This window comes from Kaistella sp. PBT33-4 (assembly GCF_029194425.1).
GTDB lineage: Bacteria > Bacteroidota > Bacteroidia > Flavobacteriales > Weeksellaceae > Marnyiella.
This window is the reverse complement of sequence record NZ_JARFYL010000008.1, coordinates 17,270-38,431: the sequence shown is the minus strand read 5'-3', so window position 1 is coordinate 38,431 and position 21,162 is coordinate 17,270. Positions and strand designations below refer to the sequence as shown.

General features: G+C 43.6%; 14 protein-coding genes. 10 read left to right on the top strand and 4 right to left on the bottom strand.

The window, feature by feature from the left end; translation table 11 throughout:
- Nucleotides 1-107: 107 nt before the first annotated feature.
- The 6 genes from P0M11_RS13040 (at nucleotide 108) to P0M11_RS13015 (ending at nucleotide 5,701) form a co-directional block, all read left to right on the top strand.
- Nucleotides 108-1,364 carry a putative DNA modification/repair radical SAM protein gene (locus P0M11_RS13040; RefSeq protein WP_275626051.1) on the top strand — a complete coding sequence of 419 codons (1,257 nt, stop codon included), beginning with the start codon at nucleotides 108-110 and terminating at the stop codon, nucleotides 1,362-1,364.
- A 3-nt stretch (nucleotides 1,365-1,367) separates the two neighbouring features.
- On the top strand, nucleotides 1,368-2,132 hold the full coding sequence (locus tag P0M11_RS13035; protein ID WP_275626050.1) for a TIGR03915 family putative DNA repair protein: 765 nt from the start codon (nucleotides 1,368-1,370) through the stop codon (nucleotides 2,130-2,132).
- 107 nt (nucleotides 2,133-2,239) lie between these two features.
- Nucleotides 2,240-3,310, top strand: coding sequence for an NAD(P)-dependent alcohol dehydrogenase (locus tag P0M11_RS13030; protein WP_275626049.1), 1,071 nt, complete (start codon nucleotides 2,240-2,242; stop codon nucleotides 3,308-3,310).
- A 216-nt stretch (nucleotides 3,311-3,526) separates the two neighbouring features.
- Entirely contained in the window at nucleotides 3,527-4,102 is a 576-nt protein-coding gene (locus P0M11_RS13025) for a hypothetical protein (protein WP_275626048.1), read from the top strand.
- 702 nt (nucleotides 4,103-4,804) lie between these two features.
- Nucleotides 4,805-4,930 (top strand): hypothetical protein, encoded by a 126-nt coding sequence (locus P0M11_RS13020; protein ID WP_275626047.1) that lies wholly within the window; start codon nucleotides 4,805-4,807, stop codon nucleotides 4,928-4,930.
- A 456-nt stretch (nucleotides 4,931-5,386) separates the two neighbouring features.
- On the top strand, nucleotides 5,387-5,701 hold the full coding sequence (locus P0M11_RS13015; RefSeq protein WP_275626046.1) for a GIY-YIG nuclease family protein: 315 nt from the start codon (nucleotides 5,387-5,389) through the stop codon (nucleotides 5,699-5,701).
- A gap of 1,840 nt (nucleotides 5,702-7,541) precedes the next feature.
- Here the strand turns inward: P0M11_RS13015 and P0M11_RS13010 are convergent.
- The 4 genes from P0M11_RS13010 to lpxK form a co-directional block, all read right to left on the bottom strand.
- Nucleotides 7,542-7,856 (bottom strand): DUF3467 domain-containing protein, encoded by a 315-nt coding sequence (locus P0M11_RS13010; protein WP_158063366.1) that lies wholly within the window; start codon nucleotides 7,854-7,856, stop codon nucleotides 7,542-7,544.
- Between the two features lie 127 nt (nucleotides 7,857-7,983).
- A complete protein-coding gene (rpoC, locus tag P0M11_RS13005; RefSeq protein ID WP_275626045.1) occupies nucleotides 7,984-12,249 on the bottom strand; it encodes a DNA-directed RNA polymerase subunit beta' in 4,266 nt (1,421 codons plus the stop codon).
- A gap of 95 nt (nucleotides 12,250-12,344) precedes the next feature.
- Nucleotides 12,345-16,181 (bottom strand): DNA-directed RNA polymerase subunit beta, encoded by a 3,837-nt coding sequence (gene rpoB / locus P0M11_RS13000; protein WP_158063368.1) that lies wholly within the window; start codon nucleotides 16,179-16,181, stop codon nucleotides 12,345-12,347.
- A 413-nt stretch (nucleotides 16,182-16,594) separates the two neighbouring features.
- Nucleotides 16,595-17,623 carry a tetraacyldisaccharide 4'-kinase gene (lpxK, locus tag P0M11_RS12995; RefSeq protein WP_275626044.1) on the bottom strand — a complete coding sequence of 343 codons (1,029 nt, stop codon included), beginning with the start codon at nucleotides 17,621-17,623 and terminating at the stop codon, nucleotides 16,595-16,597.
- A 105-nt stretch (nucleotides 17,624-17,728) separates the two neighbouring features.
- On the opposite strand from lpxK, the gene truA reads away from it, so the two are divergent.
- Genes truA through P0M11_RS12975 form a run of 4 tightly spaced genes read left to right on the top strand, consistent with a single transcriptional unit; the run spans nucleotide 17,729 to nucleotide 20,784 of the window.
- Nucleotides 17,729-18,469: a tRNA pseudouridine(38-40) synthase TruA gene (truA, locus tag P0M11_RS12990; RefSeq protein ID WP_275626074.1), complete on the top strand. Its 741-nt coding sequence runs from the start codon at nucleotides 17,729-17,731 to the stop codon at nucleotides 18,467-18,469.
- 3 nt (nucleotides 18,470-18,472) lie between these two features.
- On the top strand, nucleotides 18,473-18,811 hold the full coding sequence (locus tag P0M11_RS12985) for a hypothetical protein (protein ID WP_275626043.1): 339 nt from the start codon (nucleotides 18,473-18,475) through the stop codon (nucleotides 18,809-18,811).
- Nucleotide 18,812: 1 nt separating this feature from the next.
- Nucleotides 18,813-20,573, top strand: coding sequence for an ABC transporter ATP-binding protein (locus tag P0M11_RS12980; protein WP_275626042.1), 1,761 nt, complete (start codon nucleotides 18,813-18,815; stop codon nucleotides 20,571-20,573).
- A complete protein-coding gene (locus P0M11_RS12975; protein ID WP_275626041.1) occupies nucleotides 20,566-20,784 on the top strand; it encodes a hypothetical protein in 219 nt (72 codons plus the stop codon). The genes P0M11_RS12980 and P0M11_RS12975 overlap by 8 nt, the downstream gene beginning before the upstream one ends.
- The last annotated feature ends 378 nt before the right edge of the window (nucleotides 20,785-21,162 follow it).

Here is a 21,162-nt window from a genome sequence, read left to right as displayed (position 1 = left end):
ATAGTAAATAGTTTTTCACACTTACTTTAAATGGTATAATCTTTTACTAATTATTATTTTAGTGCGAGATTATTTACTATTTTTGTGTATTCATTTAACATAATAATATGAATTTTGAACGCATACAGGAGAAACTGGAGATACTTGCAGATGCAGCCAAGTATGATGTTTCGTGTTCATCCAGCGGTGGAAACCGTAAGAATAAGGGCGGTTTGGGTAACAGTCACGCCTCCGGCATCTGCCACACCTATACGGAAGACGGACGCTGTGTATCGCTGCTCAAAATTCTGCTGACTAACCACTGCATTTATGATTGCGCTTATTGTGTTTCCCGCAAGACCAATGACGTAAAGCGAGCTGCCTTTACGGTGGAGGAGGTCGTAGACCTCACCATCAGTTTTTACCGCCGGAATTATATAGAAGGACTTTTTCTGAGTTCAGGAATTTTCAAAGATTCGGATACCACAATGGAGAGGTTGGTTAGGGTGGCAAAAAAACTTCGTTTAGAACATAATTTCAACGGTTATATTCACCTTAAGTCCATTCCGGGAGCAAGCGACGAACTCATGAAAGAGGCCGGCCTGTATGCCGACAGGCTCTCCGTTAATATTGAAATTCCAACCGAAAAAGGTTTGAAACTTTTGGCGCCGGACAAGTCGCATTCGGAAATGATTAAACCAATGACTTTTGTGAAGAACGAGTTGGTTCTCTATAAAGAAGAAAAGAAAATCTTCCGGAAAGTTCCCAGGTTTGCTCCTGCAGGTCAATCTACTCAGATGATTGTAGGGGCTACCAATGAAACGGACCTTAAGATCATCAAGGTGGCCGATCATTTTTACCGGAATTTTAACATGAAACGTGTGTATTATTCAGGTTATGTGCCGGTCCTGGAGGACAGCCGTCTTCCATCCATCCATTCCCAGGTTCCAATGCAGCGGGAGAACCGGCTTTATCAGGCCGACTGGCTCATGCGGTTTTACGGTTTTGAAGCAACCGAAATTCTGGATCCGGAACAGCCTTTCCTTGACCTGGAAGTAGATCCTAAACTTGCCTGGGCGCTCAGACACCGTGAGCAGTTCCCGGTAAACATTAACACAGCTTCAAAAGAAATGATTTTGCGTATTCCTGGCATAGGCACCAAATCAGCAGGTAAGATTCTGATGGCCCGTAAATTCCAGAAGTTGGGGATGGATCAGCTCCGGAAAATGGGTGTTGCGGTGAACCGGGCTAAATATTTTGTTGAATTTGACAGTTCCAATGTCTTCAGCAAATTCATAGATGATCAGAATCTCAGAAAAATTCTGCTGAGCGGTATGACATCCAAATATCAGAATCCCTTTTCCCAACAGCTAACTTTATTCTAAAGCATGACCACGCTTGTCCATGACGGTTCCTTTGAGGGTTTGATGACCGCGGTTTTTGAGGTTTTTGAATACCGTTACGAACCGGCGCGCATCATTGGCGAAGAACATCATCAACATTATGCTTTTTTTGATGAGGTACATACGGTAATGACTGATCAGTCTAAAGCTGACAGGGTTATAAAAAAAATGGAAAATGTCCTGGGCAAAAGTGGAGTTAGGCAATTGTTACTTGTCTATCTTTCGGAAAGACCCGAAGCCGGCGATTTGATACTTTCAGCTGTGAGGCAGTCTGTGAAAAATCCCGGAGCAGATATTCTTCAGAATTTTGGCGACAGCGATATTATGGACATTGCCAAAATCTGCAAAAGTATGGGCCGCGAAATCCACCGGCTGCATGCTTTTGTCCGTTTTGAAGAACTGGAGGATGGAATGTTCTTTGCAAAAGTGGAACCCGACTTCAATGTTCTCCCTGTAGGTTTCCGTTTCTTTAAGGACCGTTATGCCGATCAGAAATGGATGATTTATGATTTGAGGCGTCAGTTCGGCATAGTGTACGACCTTAATGCTACCACTTTCTTTTATCCAGAGGCAGAGCAATTGGGCATGCTTAAGAATCCTTCAGATTTATACAGTGAAAAGGAGAGGAAATATCAGCAGTTATGGCAACGCTATTTTATCAAAACCAACATCATTGAAAGGAAAAATATGAAGCTGCATATTCAGCATGTGCCAAAGCGATACTGGAAATACCTCACCGAAAAAGGATAATGTATGTTATGCAGAATATTTTTATTGAAACTTTAAGAAATAATTAATAGAGGTCTGTTTCTCCTTTCGTTAATTTTGAAGATAAATCACATTAACAATCAACAATAATGAATACTAAAGAAGTAAAAGCCTTCGGTACGGAGGCTAAAGATAAAGATCTGGAGCAGATGACCATCCTGCGCCGGGAAGTTACCCCTACTGACATTGAAATTGAAATCATGTACTGCGGCGTATGTCACAGTGATCTTCACACGGCCCGCAACGACTGGGGAGGTACGGTTTATCCCGCTGTTCCCGGACATGAAATTATTGGAAGGGTAACCGCGGTAGGATCTGAAGTCACAAAATTTAAGGTAGGCGATCTTGCAGGTGTGGGCTGTTTGGTAGATTCCTGCCGCGAATGCGACAGCTGCCGGCAGGATTTGGAACAGTACTGCCTTAATGGTTCTACCGGAACCTATAACAGTAAGGATCCGTTCATTAATGGGCAGAGAACCTATGGCGGTTATTCGGAATCTGTTGTGGTGGACGAAGCCTTCGGTCTGCATATTCCGGAAAACCTGGGCCTGAAAGCCGTAGCTCCATTGCTTTGTGCCGGAGTCACTACGTGGTCACCACTGAAGCACTGGAATGTAAAAGAAGGCAGCAGAGTGGCGGTTGTTGGTTTGGGTGGTCTTGGACACATGGCTATCAAGCTTGCTAAAGGTTTGGGCGCCGAAGTAACCCTCTTTTCCCGGACGCCGGATAAAATTCAGGACGCGTTGGATCTGGGTGCGGATGCTGTAATAATTTCAACCTACGAACATGAGATGAAGGACGCTGCGGGTCAGTTTGATCTGATAATCGATACGGTGCCTTATGACCATGATATCAATCCCTATATCGCTACGCTTAACATCAGCGGAACGTTAGTACTCGTGGGTTATTTGGGTAAAATGGAAGACATGCTTCATACCGTTCCGCTTATTTTAGGCCGTAAGTCGGTGGCAGGTTCGGTTATTGGCGGAATTAAGGAAACGCAGGAGATGCTGGATTTCTGTGGTGAGAAAAACATCCTCCCGGAAATTGAAATGATCAAGATGCAGGACATTAATGAAGCCTATGAACGTATGCTGAAAAGCGATGTTCGCTACCGTTTCGTAATTGATATGCAAAGCCTGAAGAGACAGGTAAGTTAAAATTAATGCGGAAATTGTCTGAAGACAGTAAATACGGCGTCGGAAGAAGCACTCGCTTTTTCCGACTTTTTTTTATAAAATTTGCTAAAAGCAAAGCCAGCTTATGAGCAGCAATTGTCGGCTGTTCTTACTAATAATCACTAGCTAATCAATTAATTAGGGGTTTTTCCTGATTTCGGAATCGGTATTAATTTTAATTTTGTTGAAAACATACGCATGATGAAAACAAAATTAATCTTACCTCTCATGTTCTGCACAGTATCGGCAGCACATTCTGCGGAACATTTGGAGCTAACCGATCCTCAGTTTTCCGCACGGATAAATTATGTGGCAAAAGCCGGTCAGGCTAAGCTTACTCCCGTGGCCGAGAAACTTTTCCGGGGAGTAACCTCCAAACTCTCTGTCGCCGATAAAAATAAGGCGGCAGAGGCATCTGCATTCGTTATTTCCAAATCAGATAAAAATCTGTTCACTTTTAAGGATGAGGAGGAAGCGCCATTTCACGTAGACGTTACCGTAACCGATCTTAACGACGATGGAACAGAGGAGATCATCCTTCAGTGGGGGAACAGTTTCTGGAGCGGATATGCCGGTACCAGCTGTACGCTGCTGGTGAAAAATTCCAAAACAGGAAATTACGACAGCCATTTGGGTTTTCCGGGAGTTGTTGAAATACTCAAGACAAGGACTAACGGTTACCGCGACCTTCTTATTGGTGGCCCCGGTTTCGAATTTCCGCTGTATAAGTGGGATGGAAAAAAGTATGAACTAAAGGGATCAGTAAAGCAGTAATGCTAGATTGTTGCTTGCAACGCTAAAGGCTTTCATTATACGGCATCGATGCTTTCAGCCAAACATCACATTGGAATCAGCATGTGGCGCACACTTTTGTCATTCCGCAGGAATCTATACGGACTTTTAAAAACGGTTGAGATGCTTTCAGTATGACAACAGTGCGAGCGATTAACCCTTAAGCGCGTTTTTGTGATTCCGGAGGAATCTAACGGACTCTTATTTACTGTTTGGATGCTTTCAGCATGACAAAACCGCATTAAAGCAATGCTGAGTATAGCCATTACGGATGAATGGGGATAGGATGATGGTATGTGCGGTGATGCTTTCAGCATGACAAAGCAGTGGAATCAGCATCTGATGCACACTTTTGTCATTCCTCAGGAATCTAGACGTTCTTTTATCGGCGTGGAGATGCTTTCAGCATGACAACAGTGCCAGCGATTAAACCTTAAGCGTGCTTTTGTCATTCCGCAGGAATCTGAACGGGCAATTTTGATAGCTGATGAGATGCTTTCAGCATGATAACAATGCCAGTGATTAACCCTTAAGCGCGCTTTTGTCATTCCGTAGGAATCTGAACGGGCAATTTTGATAGCTGATGAGATGTTTTCAGCATGACAAAACCGCATTAAAGCAATGCTGAGTAAAGACCTTCCGGATGACTAGGGATTGTATGCTATGTGCGGTGATGCTTTCCGCATGACGAAGCAGTGGAATGAGCAGTATTGTCACGCGCTGTCCCCTCTTTTTGTCATTCCGCAGGAATCCAGACGGACTTTTATCGGCGTGGAGATGCATCAGCATGACAACAGTGCCAGCGATTAACACTTAAGCGCGCTTTTGTCATTCCGCAGGAATCCAAACGGACATTTATTACTGTTGAGATGCTTTCAGCATGACAAAACCGCATTAAAGCAATAGTGAGTATAACCCTTCCGGATGACTTGGGATTGGATGGTATGTGCGGTGATGCTTTCCGCATGCAAAGCAGTGGAATCAGCATGTGACGCACACTTTTGTCATTCCGCAGAAATCTAACGGGCTCGTATTTACTGTGAAGATGCTTTGGCTACGCCTAACCACGGTTTCAGCATGACAAAGCAATGGTTAGCACTTGGTGCGCGCTTTTGTCATTCCTCAGGAATCTAGACGTTCTTTTATCAGCGTGGAGATGCTTGCAGCATGACAGAGCAATGTATTTAGCACGTATCGTACACCTAAATAGCAGACGTGCTGGATTAAGTTTAGTTGTTTAATGAGTCTAGTAAATAAAAATTGACTATGGAACGTGATAATGGCTGGCACACTTACTATGTGTATATACTTACCAACAAGAACCGAACGGTCCTGTACACTGGGGTAACAAATAATCTTGGTGTAAGGTTGTCTCAGCACACGTCATGTTTAAATCCTTGCAGTTTTACCGCTAAGTATAAGTGCTTTTATTTGATCTATTATGAAAAGTTTACGTGGATCCAGGAAGGTATTGCCCGTGAGAAAGAGATTAAGAATTTACGGCGCACTTCAAAGCTTGCATTGATCAGGAGGGTTAATCCCAACATGGAATTTCTAAATGAAAGTTTCCAATCGTATTAAACGTGTTTTAAAGCAAGCTAATTGGAACAAAACTTATTTGTCATACCGGAGAAATCTAACCGGCCTTTATTTACTGCTGAGATGCTTTGGCTACGCCTAACCACGGTTTCAGCATGACAAAGCAATGGTTAGCACTTGGCGCACAATTTTGTCATACCGAAGGAATCTACAGCGGACTTTAATTACTGTTGAGATGCTTTGGCTACGCCTAACCACGGTTTCAGCATGACAAAGCAATGGTTAGCACTTGCCGCACAATTTTGTCATACCGGAGGAATCTACAGCGGACTTTAATTACTGTTGAGATGCTTTGGCTACGCCTAACCACGGTTTCAGCATGACAAAGCAATGGTTAGTACTTGGCGCACACTTTTGTCATACCGGAGAAACCTAACCGGCCTTTATTTACTGCTGAGATGCTTTCAGTATGACAGAACAGTGGAATCAGCATGTGACGCATGCTTTTGTCATTCCGCAGGAATCTATAGTGGACTTTAATTACTGTTGAGATGCTTTCAGTATGACAACAGTGCGAGCGATTAACCCTTAAGCGCGTTTTTGTCATTCCGCAGGAATCTGGACGGACACTTATTACTGTTGAGATGCTTTCAGCATGACAAAACCGGATTAAAGCACTGCTGAGTATAGCCATTCCGGATGAATGGGGATAGGATGATGGTATGTGCGGTGATGCTTTCAGCATGACAAAGCAGTGGAATCAGCATCTCATGCACACTTTTGTCATTCCGCAGGAATCTAACGGGCTCGTATTTACTGTGGAGATGCTTTGGCTACGCCTAACCACGGTTTCAGCATGACAAAGCATTGGTTGGCACTTGGTGCGCGCTTTTGTCATTCCGCAGGAATCTCCGCCGATGGCTCCGCTTTTTAAAGTAGGTGTTAATCACTGCGCAGAAACAGTCTTTTGTCATTCCGGAGGAATCCAGAAGTTCTTTTATCGGCGCGGAGATGCTTTCAGCATGACAACTGTGCGGTCATTTGTCAGTCTTCAAAAATCCGAACGGTAGGTTGCGAGCCCTGAGATGCTTTATCATCCCTCTACAGGTCTCAAGACCGCATAGTTCTACGCAGTAGTGCAGAACTTTATTAAAATTTAAGTCAATATAAACCGACTTACTTTGGCGGTATACACACCTATATTTGTAGTATAATTAGTACTTTAAAAAAAAGAAAAATGCAGGAAATAACGCGTCCATCAGATAAAGGTTTTCAGGAAGTCTCCATTTTAACAGCACTGTTCAGTATACTGCTGCTTATAGCGGTTGCGGCTGATTCAGTTAACATATTGTCACTATCTGATCATTCTGATCTGCTGATAATGGTAGTCCTGGCAGTGATAAATCTTCTGTTTACCTACACCTGGGGTGCATTTCGCTTTTATGTAGGGTACCGGCTTACGGAACGGGTTTACAATCTTTTTCTGTTGGGGTGGTGCACTTATTTGCTGTATTATCTATTTGACCAGTTGATTTCTAAAATTCTCATTCAATAACCATGAAACACAAATGATGAGAGGATTCCCGTACCGTTGCCGGTGCGGGTTTTTTTTATTTGAATTATTGATTTTGGATAAACTTTGTCAAAGTTGGGAACTTTGACAAAGTTGTATCGGGAATCCGCAGCCCATAGCCCTGATCGCAGCGGCATCCTTTTTTGGTGGCTGAGGCACGAAGTCACCAAAAAAGATACAGCGGAGAGCAGGTTCCCGGCTCCTGAAAGCATAAAAAATCCCGGCTCATTACTGAACCGGGAATTATAAATTAGCCTTGTTAAACTTTGTCAAAGTTCCAAACTTTGACAAAGTGGTTTCAGCATTTAATTATGCCTGAACGTTATTGTTCTGTCCCAATACGAAAGGCTCAACTTCCTTGATTTCGCCAAACTGCTGCTCGTAGTTTGCGATGTTTTGCTGAAGCGCAGTAAGCACTCTCTTAGCGTGAAGTGGTGCAAGGATCACTCTTGATCTTACATTTGCCTGCTGTACACCCGGCATAAGCTGGATGAAGTCCAGTACAAACTCGGAAGGAGAGTGGTTTACAAGTGCCAGGTTACAGTATACACCCGCAGCTACCATTTCGTTAAGGTTAATGTTGATGTTGTTTGGGTCCTGATTTTGGTTTTGGTTGTTGTCCATTTTATTAGTTTAGATTTTTGTTGTTAGACTTTAGATGTTAGATATTGGAGGTTAAATTTTAGTTTCGACTTTGTACACAATGTTTACAAATTGTCTAATGTCTAAAATCTAACCTCTAATTTCTATATTAATTGATATCCTCAAACTCTTTGCGGGAGCCTACGATTACATTCTGATAGTCCTTAAGACCTGTACCTGCAGGAATTCTGTGTCCTACAATTACGTTTTCTTTCAGACCTGTCAGGTAATCCACTTTTCCGGAGACTGCTGCTTCGTTCAGAACTTTTGTAGTTTCCTGGAACGATGCTGCCGACATGAAGGACTTCGTCTGAAGTGCCGCTCTCGTGATTCCCTGAAGAACCGGAGTTGCCGTGGCTGGCAGTGCATCGCGAACCTCAACAAGAGCAAGGTCCTCACGCTTCAGTTTGGAGTTCTCGTCTCTGAGCTCTCTGGCAGTAATCATCTGACCCGGCTTCAGTTCCTTGGAATCGCCGGCGTCCGTAACCACTTTCAGTCCGAATACACGGTTGTTCTCTTCCAGGAAGTCGAATTTGTGTTCCAGTGCTCCCTCCAGGAACTGGGTGTCGCCACCGTCCACAATTTCTACCTTAGTCATCATCTGACGTACGATGATCTCAAAGTGCTTGTCGTCAATCTTTACACCCTGCAGACGGTAAACTTCCTGGATTTCATTCACAAGATATTCCTGTACGGCTGTAGGTCCTTTGATTTTCAGGATGTCATCCGGAGTTACAGAACCGTCGGAAAGTGGTGACCCTGCAGTTACAAAGTCATTTTCCTGTACAAGGATCTGCTTGGAAAGTTTAACAAGATAAATCTTTCTTTCACCGGTTTTGGCTTCTACGATAAGTTCGCGGTTACCTCTCTTGATCTTACCGTAAGATACAACACCGTCAATTTCAGTTACTACCGCCGGGTTGGATGGGTTACGTGCTTCGAAGAGTTCAGTTACCCTTGGAAGACCCCCTGTAATATCACCCGCCTTCGCAGATTTTCTTGGGATCTTGATCATAACCTTACCGGCCTTGATCTTCTCACCATCGTTTACCATAAGGTGGGCACCGACCGGAAGGTTATAAGCGCGCTGCTCAACACCTTTGGCATCTACTACTTTAAGTGTTGGTACCGCTTTCTTGTTACGGGATTCAGAGATTACTTTCTCCTCAAATCCTGTTTGTTCGTCAATCTCAAGCTGGAAGGATACACCCTGGATAATATCTTCGTACTCTACCTTACCGGCAGATTCTGCAATAATTACCGCATTATAGGGATCCCACTTCGCAATTACATCGCCTTTCTTCACTTTATCGCCCGGCTTCACAAATAATTCGGATCCGTAAGGGATGTTGGTGATCATAAGCGGAGTTCTAAGTTCATTGTCGGCTACCAAACGGAATTCAGTAGAACGTGAAACAAGGATTTCTGCTTTTTTGCCTTCCTCATTTTCAGAAGTAACTGTTCTTACTTCATCCATTTCAACGATACCGTCTCTACGTGCAACGATGGATGGATTTTCGGATACGTTACCCGCAGTTCCCCCCTGGTGGAAGGTTCTAAGAGTAAGCTGAGTTCCCGGTTCACCAATAGACTGTGCACCGATTACACCTACCGCTTCGCCCATGTGAATCGGCTTACCTGTTGCCAGGTTACGTCCGTAGCACTTGGCGCAGATTCCTTTCTTGGTTTCGCAGGTCAGCGGAGATCTCACTTCTATGGTCTCAATACCGGCATCCTCAACAAGTTTAGCATAAGCTTCGTTGATGATGGTATCAGCATGGATCAGAAGTTCGTCAGTTTCCGGGTGATACACATCGTGCAGAGAAACCCTACCCAGGATTCTCTCGGAAATTCTTTCAACGATCTCATCATTTTTCTTCAATGGAGAAACTTCAGTACCTCTAAGAGTACCACAGTCGTCCTGAGTGATGATTACATCCTGAGCCACGTCCACAAGTCTACGCGTCAGGTAACCGGCATCCGCCGTCTTAAGAGCGGTATCTGCCAGACCTTTACGTGCGCCGTGGGTGGAGATAAAATACTCAAGGATGGAAAGACCTTCCTTAAAGTTCGCCACAATTGGGTTTTCAATAATCTCAGCACCTGTAGAACCGGCTTTTTGCGGTTTCGCCATCAGACCTCTCATTCCTGAAAGCTGACGGATCTGCTCCTTGGAACCCCTTGCTCCGGAATCAAGCATCATATACACAGAGTTGAACCCGCCCTGGTCGGTTTTCATCCTGCTCATGATCATCTCGGTAAGTCCGGCGTTGGTGTTGGTCCAAACGTCAATTACCTGGTTATATCTTTCTGTATCTGTAATAAGACCCATATTATAGTTGGCCTTAATCTCATCTACATTTTCAACGGCCTGTGCAACCATTGTTTTCTTTTCTTCCGGAATCACGATGTCACCAAGGCTAAACGATAGTCCACCGCGGAAGGCGTTTTCGTAACCCAGGTCTTTCATATCGTCCAGGAACTTCACGGTGGTCGGGAAGTCAGTATCGGCCAGGATACGCCCGATCACATTTCTCAGCGACTTCTTAGTAAGAAGTTCGTTGATGAAACCTACCTGTTTTGGCACGATCTGGTTAAACAGAATTCTACCTACGGTAGTATCTATCAGTCTTGTGACGATCTCACCGTTCTCTTTAACAGGAAGACGGCATTTTACTTTCGCATTAAGTGAAATCTGACCTTCAGCATACGCAATTTCAACCTCTTCCGGTGAATAGAAGGCAAGTCCTTCACCTTTGATCTTCACTTCGTCCGTTGAGTGGGCTTCTTTGGTCATGAAATACAGACCCAAAACCATGTCCTGGGACGGAACCGTAATAGGGGAACCGTTGGCAGGGTTCAGAATGTTCTGGGATCCCAACATTAAAAGCTGAGCTTCCAGAATTGCTTCCGGGCCTAATGGTAAGTGTACCGCCATCTGGTCACCATCGAAATCCGCGTTAAATGCTGTGGTTACCAATGGGTGTAGCTGAATTGCTTTTCCTTCGATCATTTTTGGCTGGAACGCTTGGATACCCAAACGGTGAAGTGTAGGTGCCCTGTTCAGAAGAACCGGGTGGCCTTTCATAACATTTTCCAGAATATCATAAACAACAGGTTCTTTTCTGTCGATGATTCTCTTAGCTGACTTTACCGTCTTTACAATTCCTCTTTCAATCAGTTTTCTGATGATGAACGGTTTGTAAAGCTCGGCTGCCATATCTTTAGGTATACCGCACTCGTGAAGTTTCAGGTTTGGTCCTACAACAATTACCGAACGTGCCGAGTAATCCACACGCTTACCAAGCAAGTTCTGACGGAAACGTCCCTGCTTACCTTTCAGTGAGTCAGACAGGGATTTCAGTGGTCTGTTGGATTCCGATTTAACAGCAGAAGATTTTCTGGTGTTATCGAAAAGTGAATCCACAGATTCCTGAAGCATCCTTTTTTCGTTTCGAAGGATAACTTCCGGAGCTTTGATCTCAAGAAGTCTCTTCAAACGGTTATTACGGATAATCACCCTTCTGTAAAGGTCATTAAGGTCAGAAGTTGCGAAACGTCCTCCATCCAGTGGAACCAATGGTCTCAACTCCGGTGGTATAACAGGAAGAACTCTCATTACCATCCATTCGGGACGGTTAATCATTCTTGTGTTTGCTCCTCTTAAAGCTTCAACCACATTCAGACGCTTAAGGGCTTCGGTCCTTCTCTGCTTGGAACCTTCGTTATGTGCTTTGTGTCTCAGGTCAAAGGAAAGTTCGTCCAGTTTGATTCTTTTCAGAAGCTCTTCCACGGCCTCGGCACCCATTTTCGCCAGGAATTTATTTGGGTCAGAATCGTCCAGATACTGATTATCCGGCGGCAGGGTTTCCAGAACATCCAGGTATTCCTCTTCTGTAAGGAATTCCATTGGTTCGAAATCAGAACCGTCGGCTTTTTTGGCAATACCCTGCTGAATAACTACATACCTTTCGTAGTAGATGATCATGTCCAGCTTCTTGGACGGCATACCCAAAAGATAACCTATTTTGTTCGGTAAAGAACGGAAGTACCAGATGTGAGCAATAGGAACTACCAGGTTGATATGTCCGATTCTCTCTCTACGTACTTTTTTCTCCGTCACCTCAACACCACAACGGTCACAAACGATACCCTTATAACGGATTCTCTTGTACTTTCCGCAGGCACATTCGTAATCCTTTACAGGACCGAATATTTTCTCGCAGAACAGACCGTCCCTCTCAGGCTTGTGGGTTCTGTAGTTAATGGTTTCGGGCTTCAGGATCTCTCCCCTGGATTCCTGCAGGATAGATTCCGGTGATGCAAGACCGATGGTGATTTTATTAAATCTGCTTGATTTATTTTTATTTGACATTTTTGAAATTTTAGATTATAGATTTTAGATTTTAGATTGATTATCAAACTGCTCCCACGTGGAAACAATTCAATTCATAATTTAAAATTTAAAATTTATTCTTCAAGTCTTACATCCAGACCCAGACCCTGTAATTCATGCAGCAATACGTTGAATGATTCAGGAATTCCCGGTTCAGGCATAGCCTCACCTTTGGCAATGGCTTCATATGTTTTTGCTCTACCAATTACGTCATCCGACTTCACGGTCAGGATTTCCCTAAGGATATTGGATGCACCAAATGCTTCAAGAGCCCAAACCTCCATCTCACCGAATCTCTGACCACCGAACTGCGCTTTACCACCTAATGGCTGCTGCGTAATAAGGGAGTAAGGTCCGATGGAACGTGCGTGCATCTTGTCGTCTACCATGTGACCCAGTTTCAGCATGTAAATGATACCCACTGTAGCCGGTTGTGAGAATCTCTCGCCGGTACCGCCGTCATACAGGTAAGTACTTCCGTATTTTGGTAGGTTGGCCTGGTCTGTATATTCCGTGATCTGCTCCAGCGAAGCACCGTCGAAGATTGGTGTGGCAAACTTAAGGCCCAGTTTTTTACCGGCCCATCCAAGTACCGTTTCGTAGATCTGGCCAATGTTCATACGCGAAGGTACCCCAAGTGGGTTCAGTACGATGTCCACAGGTGTTCCGTCTTCCAGGAACGGCATATCCTCCTCGCGAACGATTCTGGATACGATACCCTTGTTACCGTGACGGCCTGCCATCTTATCTCCCACATTCAGCTTACGCTTCTTGGCAATATAAACTTTAGCAAGCTTCATGATACCTGCAGGAAGTTCATCACCTATGGAAACTGCAAATTTCTCACGGTTCTTGATACCTGCGATATCGTTGAACTTGATCTTATAGTTATGGATCAGCTTGCGGATAAGGTCATTTTTCTCCTCATCAACTGTCCAGCCTGCACCACTGATGTTCACATAATCTTCAATGGAGGTAAGCAGTTTATGGGTGAATTTAACACCTTTACCGATCACTTCTTCTTCCAGGTCGTTATTAACCCCCTGGGAAGTTTTACCGTTTACCAGTGAGCCCAGTTTTTCGATAAGTGTATTTCTAAGGTCATCAAATTTCGCTTTGTAGCTGTTTTCGATTTCCTCAAGCTTCAGCTTTTCTTCAGCTCTTTTCTTTTTATCCTTGATGTTTCTGGAGAAAAGCTTTTTGTTGATAACAACACCTCTAAGAGAAGAGTCAGCTTTCAGGGAAGCATCCTTCACATCACCGGCTTTATCACCGAAGATAGCTCTAAGTAATTTTTCTTCCGGTGTCGGGTCGGATTCGCCTTTTGGCGTAATCTTACCAATCATAATGTCACCGGGCTTCACTTCAGCACCAATACGGATCATACCGTTTTCATCAAGGTCTTTGGTAGCCTCTTCGGAAACGTTAGGGATATCTGCTGTAAGCTCTTCCATACCCAGTTTGGTATCACGGACTTCCAGTGAATATTCGTCCACGTGGATGGAAGTAAACCAGTCCTCACGAACGATTTTCTCGTTAATAACGATGGCATCCTCAAAGTTGTATCCTTTCCATGGCATAAATGCTACTGTAAGGTTACGTCCAAGTGCAAGCTCACCGTTTTCGGTTGCGTAACCGTCGCAAAGAACCTGTCCTTTTTCCACTCTTTCGCCTACTCTTACGTTAGGTCTCAGGGTGATGGTTGTACTTTGGTTGGTCTTTCTGAACTTGGTCAGTTTATAGGTCTTCACAGAAGAGTCGAAGCTTACGATATCTTCATCTTCGCTTCTTTCGTAGTTAATCACGATTTTGTCTGCATCAACATATTCAACAACACCGTTTCCTTCTGCATTGATCAGGATACGTGAATCCTTGGCAACCTGCTTTTCCAGACCTGTACCAACAACCGGAGCTTCAGGTTTCAACAAAGGAACAGCCTGACGCATCATGTTGGATCCCATCAGTGCACGGTTCGCATCGTCATGCTCCAGGAATGGAATAAGTGATGCCGAAATACCTGAGATCTGGTTCGGTGCAACATCAATCAGGTCTACCTGGTTACCTTCAACAACAGGGTAGTCACCATCCAAACGGGCAATGATTCTATCTGTTTCAAAAGTACCTTCGTCGCTAAGTTCCACGTTAGCCTGTGCGATAACTTTATTTTCTTCGTCTTCAGCATTCAGATAAATAGGCTCAGACTTCAGGTTTACCTTTCCGCCTTCCACTTTTCTGTATGGAGTTTCGATGAATCCTAAATTATTGATCTTGGCATAAATTCCCAAGGAAGAGATCAGACCGATGTTTGGTCCTTCAGGAGTTTCAATCGGACAGATACGGCCATAGTGCGTATGATGCACGTCACGAACCTCGAAGCCGGCACGCTCTCTGGAAAGTCCGCCAGGTCCCAGTGCGGAAAGTCTGCGCTTGTGCGTAATTTCCGATAGTGGGTTGGTTTGGTCCATGAACTGCGAAAGCTGGTTGGTACCGAAGAAAGAGTTGATAACCGAAGTTAACGTTTTCGCGTTTACAAGGTCTATAGGCGTAAAGATCTCGTTATCTCTAACGTTCATTCTCTCGCGGATAGTTCTGGCGATACGGGAAAGGCCCACGCCGAACTGTCCTGCCAGCTGCTCGCCTACAGTTTTAATCCTTCTGTTGGAAAGGTGGTCAATATCATCAACCTCCGCCTTTGAGTTTACAAGTTCAATAAGGTGTCTTACAATGGCAATGATGTCCTCTTTTGTAAGAACTTCAGTAGTGTCAGGAATGTTAAGACCCAATTTCTTGTTCAGTCTGTAACGTCCTACTTCACCTAGAGAATATCTCTGTTCGGAGAAGAAAAGTTTCTCAATAATACCTCTTGCAGTTTCCTCATCTGGTGGATCTGCGTTACGCAGCTGACGGTAGATGTATTCCACAGCCTCCTTTTCGGAGTTGGTAGGATCTTTCTGAAGTGTATTCTGGATAATGGAGAACTCGTTGGAGTTTTCCTTATGAATCAGGATGGATTTCACACCCGCTTCCAGGATCATATCGATATGCTCTTTTTCAAGAACGGTCTCCCTGTCCAGGATGATCTCATTCCTTTCGATGGAAACCACCTCACCTGTATCCTCGTCAACGAAATCTTCAAACCAGGTGTTCAGAACTCTTGCGGCAAGGGTACGTCCTTCCACTTTCTTAAGTGCTGCTTTGGAAACCTTTACTTCTTCAGCAAGGTCGAAGATCTGAAGAATGTCCTTGTCAGATTCAAAACCGATGGCTCTGAGAAGGGTAGTTAAAGGCAATTTTTTCTTACGGTCAATGTACGCATACATTACGTTGTTGATGTCCGTAGTAAATTCCATCCATGATCCTTTGAAAGGGATAATTCTGGAATAGTAAAGTTTGGTTCCGTTCGCGTGGTAGGTCTGTCCGAAGAACACACCCGGTGAACGGTGAAGTTGGGTTACAATTACACGCTCGGCACCGTTAATGATAAAGGAACCGGACGGAGTCATATAAGGTACAGGCCCCAAATAAACATCCTGGATAACCGTTTGGAAATCTTCATGTTCCGGGTCGGTACAGTAAAGCTTCAGTCTCGCCTTCAGCGGAACAGAATAGGTAAGACCTCTTTCCACACATTCGTCAATTGAATAACGCGGGGAATCTACCAGATAGTCCAGGAATTCCAGTACAAACTGGTTACGGGAATCGGTAATTGGGAAGTTTTCCTGAAAAGTCTTGTACAGACCTTCACTCACACGGGATTCCGGAAGCGTGTCCAGCTGGAAGAAATCCTTGAAGGATGCAATCTGCACATCCAGGAAATCAGGTGCTGCCACACGGCCCTTTGCTGTAGAAAAGTTAATTCTTTCCTTAACAGCTAATTCCGCAGTGTTTTTTGTAGCTTTAGATTTACTCATAAAGTAATAAAAAAAAGTGTTGGGTTAAAAAATATTTTGTTGTTCACAAAAAATATTTAGTAAGTTTGGCAGGAGAAGCGGGGAGGTTAAGTTATCCGTTACAATTACTGGCTCCCGGGCATTTCCCGGCTCTTACTAATTGCAACACCGGTATATCTTTTCACGGAGTAGTGCAAAATATTTTTTACTTTCCTAAATTCGGAAATCCGAAATTTCAAAAGACCTAAAACGCCGAAAACCCCATCACCACTGGCGAAAGAGTTAATAATGGATATGTTTTTAAGGCTTTTGGAACAACGGATAACTTCAAAAGGATTGCAAATGTACGGTTTAATTATCTAATGTACAAACCTTTAGAGCGTTAAAATATTGTGAATGTTCTGTATCCGTCTAAAGCTCCAGATCATCAGCAGCTATGAATTGGATCTGATATAATTCAGAACAGCCTGGTTAAAGTCTTCCCTTTTGTCTATAACCACATTGATAGGCCAGTAAAATACGAGATCCCTGAGCAGATCGAAAGTCTTCAGCCTTACAAAATCCTTTTCGGTAGTCAGGATCAGCCGATACTCGCCCAGTTTTTTATATTCAGACATTATTTTCTTGATGTCATCTTCAGAGAAATCATGATGGTCTTTAAATTTAAGATGGGTTACCCGCTGTGAAAATTTAGCCAAATGTTCGGTCAGTGGTTTCGGATTGGCAATACCTGTAATCAGTAGTATGTCGTAATAAGCCAGGTTGTTATCAGGAATCGACTTATTCAGTGAAAATACCTGCTCATCATACGAGATGGATGAAAAAAATACCTTTTGATAATGCTGAGGGCGGATTCTGGAGATGTAATACTGCCTTTTTTCGTCGGTGAGTTCAGCTGGGCATTTGGAAACAATTATGATCTGCGCCCGGGATGCTCCACTTCGGCTTTCGCGCAGGTCGCCAGCCGGCAGGATATAATCTTTGAAATAAGGGTCATTATAATCCGTCATCAGAATATTGAAACCTGCTTTGATGGCGCGGTGCTGGTAGGCATCGTCCAGGACCAGCACTTCAAGGTCCATGTCCTCAATGATCTTCTTTGCGCCGGGAACGCGCTCTTCCGAAACACCTATTACAAAACGGTTCCTGAAACGTTCGAAAAGCTGCATGGCCTCATCACCCACCATTTTATAATTGCTTTCGTAATTTACGATGGCGTAACCTTTGGTCACCCGCCCATATCCGCGTGACAGTACTCCGGTGCGGTAGTTTTTGGCAAGCAAATCGGCCAGATACATTACCATAGGTGATTTCCCGCTGCCGCCTACAGACAGGTTGCCTACATTGATGATAGGAGTGCGGAAGCGTGTCGACTTTTTGAGGCCTATATTATATAAGGTATTGCGGATTCCCGTACCAAGGTGGTAAAGCAGGGAAAAAGGGTAGAGGTACCATCTTTTCATACCGGGCAAAAATAGACAATTTTAAGAGTTCTTTAACTAATTAACCCATGACTTTTGCCGTATATGATTTAGAATGATTTCTATATTTTTGCATCGTAATTTTAGATTTTGAGGTATTTTATTGAGTTCGCCTATAACGGTAAAAACTTTTTCGGTTATCAGATCCAGCCAAATGAAATTTCAGTTCAGCAGGAACTTGAAAAAGCACTGAGTACCATGCTGCGTGAACCGGTAAAAACCACAGGTGCCGGCCGAACGGATACGGGAGTGCACGCAAAGCAGATGTTTGCACATTTTAATACCGAAAGTATAATTCCAGCCGACCTGCCTTACCGGCTCAACAGTTTTCTGGCACCGGATATTTCAGTAAAAAGGATTTTCCCCGTAGCAGATGACCTTCATGCCCGGTTCAGTGCTACGTACCGAACCTATGAATACTATATTGCTTCAGAAAAAGATCCCTTCACGCAGGATTCCGCCTGGCAATTGTGGCGACGCAGACTTGATATTGAACCAATGAATGAAGCCTGCAAAATTCTTTTCGAGTACGAAGATTTTACAAGTTTTGCGAAACTGCATACCGACAATAAGACCAATAACTGCAAAATATTTAAGGCATTCTGGGAACAGAATGGTTCAGGACTTAAATTCACGGTTTCGGCCGACCGGTTTTTAAGAAATATGGTGCGTGCTATCGTGGGTACCATGGTCGAGATTGGTGCCGGTAAAATTCCGCCACAGGAACTTCATAAGATTATAGATGGCAAAAGCCGTAATTTGGCCGGAACATCCGCACCGCCACAGGGACTTTTCCTGGTAGAGGTGGGTTATAACTTCAAAAATTAATAAATGCTTGGAATCTTAATTATTTTCGCTGCCTACCGTTTTTATTCCTCACTGGCGGGAAAATTCAAAAAAGTAAAGTGGCACTATGGTCTTCTGGGCATTGGTGTGTATATAGGATCGCAGTTCGTCATTGGCTTTGTGTATGGACTATACATGGCTATTGCATATCCAGACACCGTTTATGAAAATACCTTTACAAGTTATACTTTGGTGGATTTTGTGGGCTGGATTATATCCATAGGAGCTGTGTACGGTGTCTATTTATTGTTAGAGAAAAAGTTTAGAAAAGAGAGGGCGGCACCTATGTCCGAAATTAACGAAATTGGTAAGTCTGAGGCATAAAATGAAGAAGCAGACCACGTGGCAAATCATACAGCGACTGTTCCGGATCGGGATGAAGTTTCGGTCGTGGTTTATCATCACACTGATTATCTCGGTAGTCCTGTCGGTAATTTCTACCTACCGGCCATACCTAACTATGCAAATCGTAGATACTGACATCATTGCCCTGGGCGACCGGGAGCAGATGATGAAGCATATTTACATCCTGATTGCTTTGGTATTTGGTGAATCCCTACTCAATTTCTTTTTGGTTTATTTCTCCAATTTCATTTCCCAGAATGTCATTCGCGATATCCGGGAGCGGCTTTATGAAAAGCTGATTTACTTTCGTACTGCCTTTTTCGACAGGACGCCTATTGGACAGCTCGTAACCCGTGCAGTGGGCGATGTGGAAACTATTGCTACCGTGTACACAGACGGTTTCCTGATGGTTTTTGGAGATATACTCCGGATTGTATTTGTACTGTTCATGATGTTTCAGGTTGATGTTAATCTGAGTTATATCTCGCTGGCCATTCTTCCTCTGATGGTGGTAATTACCCGGTTTTTTCAGAAAAGACTGAAGAAAGCCTTTGGCGATGAGCGCACCTGGACCTCCAACCAGAATTCCTTTGTGCAGGAAAGACTTAGCGGAATGACGCTGGTTCAGGTCTTTAACCGTCAGGAAGCCGAGTTTAAGAAATTTGACGAAATCAACATCACTCTAAAAGCTGCGCTGCTCCGGACGGTATTTATATTCTCGCTCTTTTTCCCTGTGGTGGAACTTATTTCTTCACTTTTCATTGGTTTTATCCTTTTCTATGGTGGTTATGTAACCATTACAGCGGGTAAGGTAATCGCTTTTATACAGTTTATCTCCATGCTGATACGCCCACTTCGGCAGATCGCCGACAGGTTCAACAATATCCAGCGCGGAATAGTGGGTGCCGAAAGGGTTCTGGGAATTATGGATGAAGATGATGCGATGCCCAATGAGGGTAAGGTGTCCAAAGATCATTTTGATGGACGCATTGAATTTCAGAATGTTCATTTTTCTTATGACGATAAACAGGAAGTCCTGAAGGGTATCAGCTTTAAAGTAAATCCCGGCGATACCGTTGCCATTGTAGGCGCCACCGGTGCTGGTAAATCAACAATTATCAGCCTGATCACACGGCTCTATGATATCAATTCCGGTAAGATTCTGCTTGATGATATTGAACTGAAAGAATACGAACTTTATAACCTGAGGAGTCATGTGGGAGTGGTACTTCAGGATGTTTTCCTTTTCCACGGCAGTATTTTCGAAAACCTTTCCTTTGGCGATGATACCATAACAATGGAGCAGATCCGCAAGGTGGCTGAAGAAGTAGGCGTGCACGACTTCATTGAAAGCCTGCCTGGTGGTTATGATTATGTAGTTAGCGAACGTGGCTCTTCGATCTCATTAGGTCAGCGGCAATTGCTGTCTTTTGTCCGGGCCTATTTGTCCGATCCGAAAATCCTTATTCTGGACGAAGCTACCTCATCCATAGACCACGAAAGTGAGAAGTTGATACAGCGGGCTACAGAAAAAATTACCCAAAACCGGACCTCCATCATTATTGCACACCGTCTGTCGACAATAGAAAAGGCCGATAAAATTATCGTGATGGATGGCGGACGAATTGTGGAAGAAGGAAAACATATGGATTTGCTTCGTCAGAATGGTTATTACGCGACACTTTACAAATCCCAGCTGAAGCACGAAATAGAAGAAATAGAAAGATCAGAAGATGGATAAAAGTATTTTTGATGAATTCCAGGAATTCAAAAACGAACTTAAAAAACTCAATATTGAAGTCCTGAACATTGTAAAAGTAGGTAATGGCAGCATGGATTTTCATGAGATCCAATACCGCTCACCACGTTATGATGAGGTAAAAAAAGTCTTTATGCACAGGCACAGGCTGGAGGAACTGCTTCAGCAGTTTAAGGAGGCGTATAATAAGTAGGGTACTCTACACTCTGTATTTATTCGGTTGTGGTTCTTTGGCTTCTTCTGAACCCAGGAACTGTTCGTCCTAAAATTTGCAATTTTTTCGAAATTACATTCAATCAAAAAAAATTTAGGTTTTTTTATCCTTTTTTATGTGTTTTAGAACTGTAAGTAATGTTTAAACAACAAAAATGCATTTTCCCAAAAAATACAGCTACCGTAATTGATTGATAGATAGTGGGATGTTAAACAAAAGCAAAAATCAATTAAATAAAAGTTGGTGGATTACACAAATAGTTATACTTTTACAGGGCTTTCAGGAGGCTTGTACTCCGAAGAGGCAATAAATTTTTTTTCATCATTTGTGTTTTTTGAACCGCTTCGCAAGAAGCGG

Coding starts and splice junctions, on each gene's coding strand:
- P0M11_RS13030 (WP_275626049.1), top strand. CDS start 2,240: ATGAATACTAAAGAAGTAAAAGCCTTCGGTACGGAGGCTAAAGATAAA.
- P0M11_RS13025 (WP_275626048.1), top strand. CDS start 3,527: ATGATGAAAACAAAATTAATCTTACCTCTCATGTTCTGCACAGTATCG.
- P0M11_RS13015 (WP_275626046.1), top strand. CDS start 5,387: ATGGAACGTGATAATGGCTGGCACACTTACTATGTGTATATACTTACC.
- P0M11_RS12985 (WP_275626043.1), top strand. CDS start 18,473: ATGCTTGGAATCTTAATTATTTTCGCTGCCTACCGTTTTTATTCCTCA.
- P0M11_RS13020 (WP_275626047.1), top strand. CDS start 4,805: ATGACGAAGCAGTGGAATGAGCAGTATTGTCACGCGCTGTCCCCTCTT.
- lpxK (WP_275626044.1), bottom strand. CDS start 17,623: ATGAAAAGATGGTACCTCTACCCTTTTTCCCTGCTTTACCACCTTGGT.
- P0M11_RS13010 (WP_158063366.1), bottom strand. CDS start 7,856: ATGGACAACAACCAAAACCAAAATCAGGACCCAAACAACATCAACATT.
- P0M11_RS13040 (WP_275626051.1), top strand. CDS start 108: ATGAATTTTGAACGCATACAGGAGAAACTGGAGATACTTGCAGATGCA.
- rpoB (WP_158063368.1), bottom strand. CDS start 16,181: ATGAGTAAATCTAAAGCTACAAAAAACACTGCGGAATTAGCTGTTAAG.
- P0M11_RS12975 (WP_275626041.1), top strand. CDS start 20,566: ATGGATAAAAGTATTTTTGATGAATTCCAGGAATTCAAAAACGAACTT.
- P0M11_RS12980 (WP_275626042.1), top strand. CDS start 18,813: ATGAAGAAGCAGACCACGTGGCAAATCATACAGCGACTGTTCCGGATC.
- rpoC (WP_275626045.1), bottom strand. CDS start 12,249: ATGTCAAATAAAAATAAATCAAGCAGATTTAATAAAATCACCATCGGT.
- P0M11_RS13035 (WP_275626050.1), top strand. CDS start 1,368: ATGACCACGCTTGTCCATGACGGTTCCTTTGAGGGTTTGATGACCGCG.